General features: G+C 44.0%; 14 protein-coding genes. 1 reads left to right on the top strand and 13 read right to left on the bottom strand.

Annotated elements, in window-relative coordinates; translation table 11 throughout:
* Positions 1 to 60: 60 nt before the first annotated feature.
* The 10 genes from LRM47_RS03410 to frr all read right to left on the bottom strand — a co-directional run bounded on the left by LRM47_RS03410 (position 61) and on the right by frr (position 8,779).
* Positions 61 to 711 carry a hypothetical protein gene (locus LRM47_RS03410; protein ID WP_243822799.1) on the bottom strand — a complete coding sequence of 217 codons (651 nt, stop codon included), beginning with the start codon at positions 709 to 711 and terminating at the stop codon, positions 61 to 63.
* A gap of 23 nt (positions 712 to 734) precedes the next feature.
* Positions 735 to 1,688, bottom strand: coding sequence for a CNNM domain-containing protein (locus tag LRM47_RS03405; protein ID WP_243822798.1), 954 nt, complete (start codon positions 1,686 to 1,688; stop codon positions 735 to 737).
* 89 nt (positions 1,689 to 1,777) lie between these two features.
* Entirely contained in the window at positions 1,778 to 3,280 is a 1,503-nt protein-coding gene (locus LRM47_RS03400) for a lysine--tRNA ligase (protein ID WP_243822797.1), read from the bottom strand.
* A 46-nt stretch (positions 3,281 to 3,326) separates the two neighbouring features.
* Positions 3,327 to 3,782: a transcription elongation factor GreA gene (gene greA, locus LRM47_RS03395; RefSeq protein ID WP_243822796.1), complete on the bottom strand. Its 456-nt coding sequence runs from the start codon at positions 3,780 to 3,782 to the stop codon at positions 3,327 to 3,329.
* A 132-nt stretch (positions 3,783 to 3,914) separates the two neighbouring features.
* Positions 3,915 to 5,156 (bottom strand): aminoacyl--tRNA ligase-related protein, encoded by a 1,242-nt coding sequence (locus LRM47_RS03390; RefSeq protein ID WP_243822795.1) that lies wholly within the window; start codon positions 5,154 to 5,156, stop codon positions 3,915 to 3,917.
* 17 nt (positions 5,157 to 5,173) lie between these two features.
* Positions 5,174 to 5,980: a CPBP family intramembrane glutamic endopeptidase gene (locus LRM47_RS03385; protein ID WP_243822794.1), complete on the bottom strand. Its 807-nt coding sequence runs from the start codon at positions 5,978 to 5,980 to the stop codon at positions 5,174 to 5,176.
* Positions 5,961 to 7,121 carry a M50 family metallopeptidase gene (locus LRM47_RS03380; RefSeq protein ID WP_243822793.1) on the bottom strand — a complete coding sequence of 387 codons (1,161 nt, stop codon included), beginning with the start codon at positions 7,119 to 7,121 and terminating at the stop codon, positions 5,961 to 5,963. The genes LRM47_RS03385 and LRM47_RS03380 overlap by 20 nt, the downstream gene beginning before the upstream one ends.
* Entirely contained in the window at positions 7,118 to 7,813 is a 696-nt protein-coding gene (gene uppS, locus LRM47_RS03375; RefSeq protein WP_243822792.1) for a polyprenyl diphosphate synthase, read from the bottom strand. Before uppS ends, LRM47_RS03380 begins: the two co-directional genes overlap by 4 nt.
* Positions 7,797 to 8,225 carry a hypothetical protein gene (locus LRM47_RS03370; RefSeq protein WP_243822791.1) on the bottom strand — a complete coding sequence of 143 codons (429 nt, stop codon included), beginning with the start codon at positions 8,223 to 8,225 and terminating at the stop codon, positions 7,797 to 7,799. Before LRM47_RS03370 ends, uppS begins: the two co-directional genes overlap by 17 nt.
* Complete coding sequence (frr, locus tag LRM47_RS03365) at positions 8,225 to 8,779, bottom strand: ribosome recycling factor (protein WP_232273069.1); 555 nt, start codon at positions 8,777 to 8,779, stop codon at positions 8,225 to 8,227. The genes LRM47_RS03370 and frr overlap by 1 nt, the downstream gene beginning before the upstream one ends.
* Positions 8,780 to 8,869: 90 nt before the next feature.
* On the opposite strand from frr, the gene recF reads away from it, so the two are divergent.
* Complete coding sequence (gene recF, locus LRM47_RS03360) at positions 8,870 to 9,922, top strand: DNA replication/repair protein RecF (RefSeq protein ID WP_243822790.1); 1,053 nt, start codon at positions 8,870 to 8,872, stop codon at positions 9,920 to 9,922.
* Between the two features lie 52 nt (positions 9,923 to 9,974).
* Here recF and LRM47_RS03355 read toward each other — a convergent pair whose 3' ends face one another.
* From LRM47_RS03355 to rpsB, 3 genes are all read right to left on the bottom strand, one after another.
* The gene (locus tag LRM47_RS03355) at positions 9,975 to 10,295 is read right to left on the bottom strand and encodes a hypothetical protein (protein ID WP_243822789.1); all 321 of its coding nucleotides are present in this window, start codon (positions 10,293 to 10,295) and stop codon (positions 9,975 to 9,977) included.
* A 157-nt stretch (positions 10,296 to 10,452) separates the two neighbouring features.
* Positions 10,453 to 11,049 (bottom strand): translation elongation factor Ts, encoded by a 597-nt coding sequence (gene tsf / locus LRM47_RS03350; RefSeq protein ID WP_243822788.1) that lies wholly within the window; start codon positions 11,047 to 11,049, stop codon positions 10,453 to 10,455.
* Position 11,050: 1 nt separating this feature from the next.
* Positions 11,051 to 11,779 (bottom strand): 30S ribosomal protein S2, encoded by a 729-nt coding sequence (gene rpsB, locus LRM47_RS03345; protein WP_243822787.1) that lies wholly within the window; start codon positions 11,777 to 11,779, stop codon positions 11,051 to 11,053.
* Between the last annotated feature and the right edge of the window lie 372 nt (positions 11,780 to 12,151).

Raw genomic sequence — 12,151 nt, 5'->3', positions numbered from 1 at the left:
TAGTCAAGGTATTTTTGAAAAAATATTCAAAAATCACAAATTCCGTCAGCTTAGGAATCGCTATTTTCGCTTAGCTTTAACTATCTTTGCCAAGCCATTAAGCGCGCGCCTATAAAAAGGCTCAGTGCTCACACGCTCCCGCAACCCGTCGTCGTTCACGCTGTCCTGAATCTCACGATCACCCGCGGAAACTCCATTATTTTCTATCGACTCATTATCTACCAAACCAGCCATATATCTAGCGGCATCAAAAAACATCGGATCTCCCCAAATCTTGACTTCTCTATCATCTCCGTAATCAATTACTGCAGAGATAACCTGCTCGTCGTCCTTATTGTAGACTTCATCATCAACTCCATCGTAATCATCAATCTCTTCGTCGCCATACTCAACATCAAAGCGTCCGCTATAAAATCGACAATCGGCGACAATACCACGACACAAATCACCTTGGTCATTTCTCTGCCATACGCTCATCAATATCACCAGATCAGAAGTAGACAGATCAGCCTCCTTAAGCAACTTAACAGACTGTCCTTTACTGATAATTAGACGACCACTCCCCTCTGCTCTAGACTCATCAATATACATCACATCCTGTGGCGATACGTCCGGATAAGTATCGAGTGTGTATAGCACTTCGGGAGACATTGTCTCGGCTGTAACTTGTCGTAATCTATCAGGCACTCCATTATTATATTTTTCAGACATTTTATGACCTCCTCAATTTAATCTTATTCCTCATCATACTCATCTTCAATCTCTTGGTCCAGAATCTCTTCAATCACGTCTTCCAGCGTAATAATTCCCAGCTCCGCCTCATCATCCATCACCACAAACAAATGATTCCGCGTTTGAATGAATCGACTTAAGACCGTATCCAGGCGCGACCTCTTGTCAATATCGTAAATTTTATCGCGGTACAATTGGCTAATTGGCAACGGCAAATCTCGTCCAACTACATCCTTCACGTATAAAACTCCGACCAATTCCCCGTCAGATTGAACCGGAATTCGCGAATGTCCAGCGTGCTTAATCTGAGCTAGTAGAGTCGCATCCAGCTCGTCATCCAAATCCACGACAAAAACCTCGCTCATCGGCGTAACCAAATCGCCAGCCGTCTTTTTACTAAACTGCAGCGCTCCCGCAGCAATGCGACTTTCGTCATAATCAACCGGACTATCAGACCTGACGGCGTGCTCGTGAATAATCTCCTCCAGCTCCTGGTGAGAATATAATTGCGGCGTTTCCTTACCCAACCAGCGATTCAACAATTTCGACATCGGCTGAGCAAGCGGCCAAAATAGTACGTAAATCACATCAAGCAGCCAAAAGAAATATCGCACAAATCGATATCCACGCTGTGAGAAAATCGCCTGCGGCAAAATCTCGCCAAACATCGTGATAAGAAGCGTCGCAATCAAGCCGCCAACCACGCCATTCGTCATATTGCCAAGCAAAATCGACATCGCGGTATTCACGCCGACATTGCCGAGCAAAATACAGAAAATCAAATAATAGCCGTCTTTTCGATATCGATACACTCGCGCCGCAATTTTGTCGCCTTGCCTGGCTTTTCGCTTCAAATCATCAGGTCGCGCCATCATTAGACCAATATTCAGACCGGAAAATAGCCCAGAAAGCGCCAATAAAACAGCCGCCGCCAGCCATAATAAAATATCAGACATAATTACAACCTCTATTCCTAATCACAACTAAAAACAGCCTGCCAGAAAATAACTCCAATAAAAAATCCATATCTTTAATTATAGCAAAATTACAAGTTGACTTGCGGATAAATTGTCCGAGTTGTTTCGTCAATTTCACTCTTAAGCTGCGGGAACGGCACACCTTCACGCGCCGTAACGCCCTCGAAAATCCAGAATACCCTTTCAGAATATCCCCAACCACAAGCCGGCGGCATTCCATATTCCAACATCTCGACGTAATCAATATCAAGCATCATCGCCTCCTCATCACCAGCGTCACGCATTTGCTGCTGCTCAAGGAAACGATTCAGCTGGTCAATCGGATCATTCAGCTCAGAGAATCCATTGCCCAATTCTGAACCAGCGATCACCGGCTGAAAACGCTCCACCGTCTCTGGATTTTCCGGATTAGTCTTTGACAACGGACTAATAAACTTCGGCGTGTTCACCAACCAAACCGGACCAGCAACATCTTTACGAATATTCTTCCATAATTTATCAATGCTGCGCGGAATAGAATCGGTTTTTTCGACTTCCAAATTATATTCTTTCAGTTTAGCGGCAACTTCTTCAATTGTCGTATTATAAACGTCGATTCCGTAGTGCTTGCGAATAACTTCAGCATAATCCCAGACTTCCCACTCGCCGCTCATATCAACGTTGAACTTGCCCAATTGGAATTGCAAGGTGCCAAAAGTCTTCTGAAGCACATCTTTATACATCGACTCCATAAAACGCATTCCCTGCTTCCAGTCCCAGTAAGCCGCGTACCATTCCATAGCAATATGCTCTGGCAAATGCTCGTCCGAATAATTTTCATTACGAAAACGCGGACCGAGGTCATAAACTTTCTCAAATCCAGCGCCAATCAATCGCTTCAATGGCAATTCGTGGCTAATTCGCAGATAAAACTGCTGATCGCCCAGCGCATCCATATGCGTCACAAATGGGTTTGCGTCCGCACCGCCAGTGGTGTGCTCCAAAACAGGAACATTAATCTCAATGAATCCATGACTATTCAAATAATCTCGCGTTGCCTGCCAAAACTTACTTCGGCGAATGAACCGCTCGCGAACTTCAGGATTGACGTTCATATCAACATAACGTCGACGCAAGCGCTCTTCCTTATTCTCTAATTTTTCTGGCATTGGCCTTAACGATTTAGTCAACAATCTAAGTTCGTGTACACCAACGGATTTTTCGCCCGTTTGCGTGGTGGTCATTACGCCCTTCGCCTCAATAAAATCGCCTGTATCTAGCAATTTAAGCTGCTTCATTCCAAGCACACCGCGCGCAGCATCTAATTCCGCCACGTCATCACGCTGAAGATAAAGCTGCACATCACCAGATTGATCGCGTAATTTAATAAACGCCAATTTGCCAAAACTGCGAATAGACGCCACACGACCCGCAACAACAACTCCCTTACCAGCTAGCTCATCATACTTAGACAAAACCTCAGCACAAGTGTGAGTTCGTTCTGATTTTGCCGGATATGGTTCAACGCCTAATTGACGTAATGTTTCCAGTTTTCGTAGTCGTTCGTTTCGATAATCTTGTAATGTGGCCATAACAGAGATAATTATAGCACATTATACGCTACAGATCTCGCCAGACTTAAGATATCGACTTAATAATGTAAGTAATTTCGGCTTTTGGCGTCTTAATCGTTACTTCATCACCGATTTTCTTACCAATCAATTCTTTACCAATTGGCGACTGATCTGAGATTCGTCCAGCCAACGGATCTGCTTCAACTGGTCCAACCACTGTGTAAGATACGGTTCTTTCTGGACATTGCAATTCAACTGTACTGCCCAAACCAACGCTTGAGCTACCGCTGGATTTAATAATTTCGGCGTTCTGCAGAATATCTTCAATTTCCAAAATTCGCGTTTCCACCAAACCTTGCTCTTCGCGCGCAGCGTCGTATTCCGCGTTTTCGCTCAAGTCGCCAAAATCTCGTGCTGCCGCAATTTTTTCAGCAATCTCGCCGCGTCGACCCTTCAACTCTGCCAATTCTTTTTCTAAATCAGCCTTTCCAGTTTCTGTAATTTGATAAGTTTTTTTCATAAAAATTTCCTCCTCTACTGTATGTAGTGGTATTAGTCTTACGATCTACACTAAATATAGTGTTTTTAATTAGTCTTAATTAAGTCTATCTGAGTATATCAATCGCTATTTATTATGTCAATATGATCAGCCTTACCGACTCAAGCAAAAATCCATCAATTGCTGATAATCCATTTTTCGCGTTTCGCCAGTTGCTCGTTCCGTCAATTCAAACAAGCCATCACCGTCAATCGCTCGATCGCCTATCGTTATCCGCCACGGCAAACCCATAAGTTCAGCATCAGCAAATTTCACGCCTGGACGCTCGTCGCGATCATCAAGCAGCGCATCGACGCCGCTGTTAGCTAGCTCGTCGTAAAACTTGCCCGCCAATTCCTGCCCTTTTTCACCAATTGCCACAATATGAACCTTAAACGGCGCAATATTTTCCGGCCAAACCAAACCTTTATCATCAGCGAACTTCTCAACAATCACGCCCATAACTCGCGTAATTCCAATGCCATAGCTTCCCATATAAGCGTATCGCTCTTTACCTTCGGCGTCGGTAAACACTAACTTCATTTCTTCGGATTTCTGCGTGCCGAAATTAAAGATATTGCCAACTTCAGCAGTTTTCACTTTTTCCAATTCACTACGATCGACGCCAAGCTCCTCAATTGCCTCGTCCAAAACTTCCTCATTAACAGCGATATTTTTACCACGATGCAAATAAATATAATCCTCACCAGCATCGCAAATCGTCTGAAACTCATGACTAAACTTCGTGAAAGCGCCGCCAGAAGCAAACGTCACATATGTTTCATCGCCAATCCCAAATCGGTCATAACAACGCTTATATGCCTCGATGACTGAATTGTAATAATTACCCAAACTCTCCTTGCTGTCGTGAATCGAATACATATCCTTCATCACAAATTCACGACCACGCATAATTCCACTCTTAGCGCGAAGCTCATTTCGCAATTTATTCTGGAATTGATAAACGCTAATTGGCAAATCTTTGTAGCTCTTTAAGTAATTGCGAAGAAGATCAACAATCGGCTCCTCGTGCGTCCAACCAAAGCCTATATCCGTGCCGTCTTGCAATTTAGACTTAAACCAAACGTCGACCAATTCATCACTCCAGCGACCGGTCTCTTGCCACAATTCCTTTCGCTGCAAAGTACTCATCACCAATTCCTGGCTATTAACCTTGTCCATTTCCTCGCGAACAATTTGCTTAATATTCTCAAGAACTCTCAAACCCAACGGCAAAAACGAATACACACCCGCCATCGTTTTATGCACGTAGCCAGCACGAATCAAAAGCTGGGCGTTTCGTGCAACCTCGCCAGCTGGCGCCTGCTTCAAAGTTCTAGTAAAAAGTTGTGTCATTCGCATAGTTCTCTCCTTTACATAAATATAAATGGCAATAACGATTCTGTCTGATTAATTGCGCCCGTATTGACAAACAAGAAATAAAAAGCTATTCCGTTTTTCGCCATATGCATCACAATCGGCACCCAAATTGCGCCAGTGTATTCCCTGGTCGCACACATCACCAGGCTTAAAGTAAATGTATCAATTGCCACCGCCCATTGCAATGGTGAATCTGGACCAACCCAAAGATGCGCCAGGCCAAATGCTATGCTCGTTACGATAATTGATAGCCAAATCGAGAAAGAATTGCGCAACTTGCCATAAAGATATCCGCGATACAAAAGTTCCTCAACAATCGGCGCCAGCACCACCAACACAACAAACGCCATGATAAATTGCCAATGAGTCGCCAGCATACTCTGACTGAACGGTATAGCTTGCTTTTGTTGCATATCCACTAAGAAAACAACTCTGGCAATGCTCATTGTAACCATTGTTAGTAAAAAGTACGCCACAAAAGCGAATGGAGAAATAAATATTTCCAAAAACGTTGGCCAGTCATTTACACCCAAATTACTCAAAGTTGTTCGGCGCTTCTTAACCAAAAACGGAACACCAATCACGACAATTAGCGACAAAATATATACAACAACCGAAAGCACCGTGTTAGAAATAACTGGATTCACAGAATTGAGTGGCACACCGATTTTTATCAAAGCACCGACCGCCAATGAAACAATAACTTCCACCGCCAAAAATACGCCATAAACCCAAGCTGGGAGCGCCAAAATCAGCCACCATTTGCGGTTTTTTATTTTCTTAGAAGAGTTTTCCAACATCACTGATCGTCACCAAAATTGTTAAGATTAATAGAATCAACATACCGGTTGCCTGAATATTTTCTTCACGCTCTTTCGTCAGATCTTTCTTAAATAAGCGGAAAATTGCCATCGTGAACCAGCGACCACCATCAAGCGCTGGGATTGGTAAAATGTTCATCACTGCCAGCGTCAGCGAGATTAACGCCGCCACGAAAATGATGTACTCAATTCCAGAACTGACAACTGACGGGAATAATACACCCAGTATGCCAATTGGTCCTGCTACGCTCCCGCTGACAGAGGCCAAATCAGCTCGTGCAGATTCTTTTGATTCCGCGGAACCAAATATTTGTCCGATTGATCCGTGCACGGTTTTTACCAATAACACACCAACGCCTTTGATAGTTTCATATGACAATTGCCCAGTAGTCGCCACACCCACAATAGGCGCCGACCAGGTGCTATACATTTTCTCCGTCTGCCCCGGAATAACACCCAAATATCCGCTTCCCTTCACGGACTTTTCATCATTCAACTGGACGTCAACAGCCGACTCTTTGCCATCACGCCTGTACTTGACGTTGATTTTTTTGCCAGTATTTTCCTTCGTTACAATTGGCAACTTTCCCGCCTCTGTAAGTGGCTGATCATTTATTTGCACCAATTGATCATTGATCTTAAGTCCAGCTTTATCAGCAGGCGAACCTGGCGTAACTTTCGCTATCGCCACCGGCGAACGCCTAACCTCTGTATCAAACGGCAATTGAACTTGGTTCGACAGGATTTTCGGCATGCCAATTACTGCAAGAATCGTGAACAAAACAATCGCAGTTATCCAGTTCATCACGACGCCAGCCAGCAATATTTTCGTCTTCACCCAAAACGTCGATCCGCCATATGTGCCCTCGCCTTTTGCGGAATCGTATTCACCTTTCAATCTGACAAATCCACCAAGCGGCAGCCAATTCAGGCTAAACGTTACGTTTTCACCTAAGAAATTTCGCTTTACTTTCCATTTTTTTGCGGCAGGCGGAAATCCGACTCCGAATTCCTCAACCTTAACGCCGTTTCTCTTGGCGACAATAGCATGACCTAATTCATGCAAAACCACCAATAAAATGAGAACAAATAGCCCTAAAAGTACTCCCCAAATAATCATTTTCCAAACCGCCTATTCCGATTAGCATATTCCTCTAAAATCACCGACACGTCATCCGTTGTCATGTCTGGCCAATTTTTCTCAATAAACATCAACTCACTGTACGCTGATCGCCACAACATAAAGTTGCTGAGCCGCTGTTCACTAGAAGTTCTAACAATCAAATCACATGGCGGCACCTCTGGCGCGTATATATTCTGAGCAATCAACTCAGGCGTAATTTCCTCAGGAGAAACTCCAGATTGAACAATTTTTTTAACCGCATCAGCAATCTCCAAATGCCCGCCATAATTTAAGCATAAAACCAATTCTCCATTTTTCAGATTGGCAGTTTTCTCCTCGGCTTCGTCAATCGCTTTGATCAATTGATCCGACAAGCCTTCCCTAGACCCAACAACCCTCAAGCGAACCTCGTTTTCAATAAATATCGGCAGGTCAGCCTTCAATATGTTCAATAGCAATTTCATCAAATGCCGGACTTCTTCCTCTGACCGCTTCCAGTTTTCCGTACTAAAAACATAAGCGCTCGCATATTTCACGCCTCGATGAAGAACCTCCAGCGCCACGTCTTTTAGCGCGTTATATCCCGCCAGATGTCCTTCGTATGTCGGCAAGCCATGCTGCTTTGCCCACCGCCGATTTCCATCAACAATAAACCCGATATGCCGCGGCAAATTAGCATTTTCGCTCATTATTCGCCCTCCATTCATCAATTAACTCAACATCTCGTACGTCTTTTTCACGTCCACGCCAGCTCTTCCATTTGCGCAGAAATTCCAAATCAACAAACCTCACGCAATCATATTTCACCGCATAATCAAGCAAATCGTCATAGCTAACAGCCTGCCCATCAAACTCCCAGCCGTCCCAAACTTCAGCCGAACCATCATCTTTTACAAAATAAAAACGCTGATTGTCATCAAACTTTTTAAGCCAATCGCCACTTTCCTCGGAGAGCTTTTTCATCAAATCAGAACTCGCCGCAAGATCAATATCACTAGCTGGACGAATCCCCAATTGATCCAAAATCCCGCTACCAATAACAATAATTTGATCCAACGGCAAATTCAACGCCTTCACTTTATCGGCAAAAGTTTCACTCATTAAACGGTTAAGACGTCCTTTTCTTTCGCCTTAAACGCCTCGTCAATTTGCGTCTGCATCTTGCTCATTAAGCCGTCAATCTCTTTCTCTACACGCTTCAAATCGTCTTCGCTCAGCTCTTTATTATCCTTCATTCGCTTAGCGTCCTTAAGAGCGTCTTGGCGAATATTACGCATCGCAATTCGAGCCTCCTCAACCTTCTCGCTAACCTGTTTCACCAGTTGGTGGCGACGCTCTTCCGTCAAAGCTGGAACTGGAACGCGAACTACTCGCCCATCGTCAGACGGATTAAAACCTAGGCTTTGGTTATCGCGAATTGCAGAAGAAATTGCCGTAATGTTACTCGGGTCAAATGGCGTAACTAACAACATTTGTGCCTCTGGAGCGGTTACGTTTGCAACCTGATTAAGCGGCATTTTTGAACCGTAAGCCTCAACCATAACGCCGTCGAGCATTCCAGCGTGCGCCCTGCCTGTTCGCACCTTCTTCAATTCATCTTGAAAAAAGCTAAACGCTGCATTCATTTTTTCTTCATAAGGGTTTGTGTCGAACATATTTCCTCCAATTTATCTATCCGTTATTATATCAAACTTCAAGCGTCTTGTCTGCTAATTTTGCCTTACGCCCCGTGCTATAATAACAGAGTGATTTCTAAGATTAAGTTATACAATTTCCGGTCTTATCATTTGCACGAAGCGACTTTTAGCAATTCTGGTACGGTAATCGTTGGACCAAATGGCACCGGTAAGACAAATCTGCTTGAAGCGGTTTATGTGGCGCTACGCGGCAGTAGTTTTCGTGGCAGCCTTAGCGATTGTATGACGCTGAACGCTCCGCAAACAATTGTTCATCTGGAGGGCGATTTTGGCGAGCGACGTATTAAGCTAGATTCAATTTCCGGAAAAATCAACAAAGAATTCATCATCAATGACAATAAATCAAAAGTCTTAACCAGAAAAAACCGCTTGCCAGTTGTTTTATTTGAGCCAAGCGAACTAAGATTAATTTCCTCCTCACCATCCCGACGACGCGATTTTCTGGATGGCTTAATTGCCCGACTTGACCCCAAATACGACACAGATTTAAGGGCTTTCAATCGCACTCTTTTACAGCGCAACGAACTCTTAAAATCCCACCAAGAAGACTCATCGATTTGGCGCGACAACCTGTTTGCCTGGGACATAAAATTCGTCCAATACGCAACCAACATTGCCCAAAAACGAGCCAAATTTCTCCAGATAAACGAGCCTCGCATAAAAAATTTATACGAATCTTTGGCGGGAAAAGATACGCAATTATCCATCGAATATGGCGCTATTGTACCTCTGGAAAATTACGACCAAGCCCTACTCAATCGCTTGGGAAAATCCCGCGAATATGAAATGGCTACGGGCTTCACTTCAGCTGGCCCACACCGCGAAGATTTCACAATTTTCCTTCATAATCAGCCCGCCATTAAAGTTGCTTCACGTGGTGAAATGCGAACCATTATGCTGGCGTTCAAATTATTAGAGCTAGAACTTCAGACAGAAGTCAGCCAATCTCGACCGCTCATTTTGCTAGACGACGTTTTCTCGGAACTAGACGCCACTCGCGAAAAGCTCCTCCAAGAAACCATCCAGAATCATCAATTCATCGTCACCACAACAGATGCGCGCCACCAAAAAGACGGCTGCTCAATAATTTCCACACAATAAAAATCCGCCCTCTCACACGAAGGCGGATCTATTTCTCCTACTAAATCCCTACTTACTCTGCAGGTCGCTCATTAACTCTTTTATTTGCTAATTCATTCCTACGCTCTATAAGAGCCTGCACCAACACGGATTGCTCCCTAGTAGCCTGCCGGACCTCATCGTCTTCTGGATTTTCTCTAGACAGGTCTGAAAGGTAAAACAACTCTTCCCTAGCAGCAATAACGTCCATCACAGCTTTTTTAAACTGTTCATTAGTCGTTTCTGGATTGGCCTGATTTACATCAGTCTCTTTATTATAATCTCCTTCTAAAGCACTCCAGTCAGTTGTTGTATTGGGAGAAGAATCTGTATTTTCGCCTAACTTTTCACTCATATTATTCCTTTTCGTTTCTTTACGGCTATATGCCGCTTTTTTGATATGTACCCATACTAGCACATATTTGTGATATTGTCAATATGCTTGTGGTAAATATTGACAAAATAAAAAATCGACCGCATTGCTACGGCCGACTTCTTCTCTGCGTGAAAATCTATTCGCTTACACCCAGCTCGATTCGCTTAAACTGACGAACTACGATGTTCTCGCCTAATTTCGCAATCGCTTCCTTAACGTGCTGCTCAACAGTCTTAGAATCGTCCAGAATGTACGCCTGGCTCATAAGAACCTGCTCAGCAAAATGCTTCTTCAATTGACCTTCAACGATCTTTTCGCGCATTTCTTCAGGCTTGCTTGCCAAAGATTCGCTCGCCATAAGCTCAGTTTTAACGCGCTCCATTTCCTCTGCCGGAATGTCAGATTCAGAAACATACTTTGGGCTCATCGCTGCAATTTGCATAGCAATTTCGTGCGCCAACGTCTTAAAGTCATCAAGTCGAGCCACGAAGTCGGTCTCACAGTTTACCTCAACGATAACGCCGATTCGACCAGAGTGAACATAACTTTCGATCAAACCTTCACGAGCTTCACGATCGCCCTTCTTTTCAGCTTTCGTCAAGCCCTTTTTGCGCATAGCTTCCAAAGCTTTATCGAAATCGCCCTCAGCTTCAACCAAAGCTTTTTTAGCGTCAGTCAAGCCTACGCCGGTCAATTCGCGCAATTTTTTGATATCGTCAACAGAAACGCCCATCCTATTTCTCCTCTTTTTTAGCTGGTTTTTCTTCAGCCTTTACGCTACCTGCACCTTCAGCAACAGCCGCGGTGAAGTAATCTAATAGCAATTGAATGCCCTTAACAGCGTCGTCGTTACCTGGAATTACGTAATCAATTCCTGTTGGGTTAACGTTGGTGTCAACAATTGCAAACACTGGCACACCCAAAGTTTGAGCCTCGCGAACTGCATTTGCGTCGGTCAATGCGTCAACTACAACAACAGCGCCTGGCTTGCCCATCAAATCCTTGATGCCGCCATATTTCATATTCAAGCTGTCGATTTCCTCTTGGAAGCGCTGCACCTCAAGCTTGTTATAACGCTTTTCCAAATCACCTGAAGCCATTCGCTTTTCAAGATTCTTCAGCTTCTTAATTTGCTGAGCAATAGTTGAACCGTTAGTCAGCATACCACCAATCCAGCGCTCAACTACGTATGGCTGGTTGATCTTTTCAGCTGCTTCACGAACAACGTCTTTAGCTTGTTTTTTAGTACCAACGAACAAAACCTTGCGGCCTGATACAGCAATCTTTGTCAATTCCGGCAAAGCCTTATCCAAAGCTTCAACGGTCTTAGTCAAGTCAATAATGTGACTGTCCTGACGCTTACTGTGAATATATGGCGCCATCTTTGGGTGCCAGCGGCTGGTTTTGTGTCCAAAATGAACACCTGACTCCAGCAAAGCCTTAATGTCTACCTTTACAGACATTCTCTTCTCCTTTTGCCTCATCCGCCCACGATTTGGAGTGTGAAACGGATTGTGTCATTAAAATTAGTTACCTGGCGATTATACCAAATAGTCAATAAATCTGCAAATATTACTCTCTTTCTAACAATTGTCTAAATCGCGATAAACCATCAAAATCTTCACCATTTCGATACGGTCGTACTATATTTACCAACGCAGGTAAAGTTAACCTATCAATTCTCTCCCCCTTGAGAATCCTCCCTTCGATAGCACAGCACGCTATACCATCAACTTCATAGCCAAATGTATTATCGGTCGAAGAATGTATGCCCGTCACTCTACTCATACCCCCAGCATCAGGACTATTCTTGAGTACGTAGCAAGCCTCTACAG

The organism is Candidatus Nanosynbacter sp. TM7-076, from assembly GCF_022828325.1.
Taxonomy (GTDB): Bacteria; Patescibacteriota; Saccharimonadia; order Saccharimonadales; family Saccharimonadaceae; genus Nanosynbacter.
The sequence above is the reverse complement of the archived record's forward strand: the minus strand, read 5'-3'. Positions and strand labels throughout refer to the sequence as shown.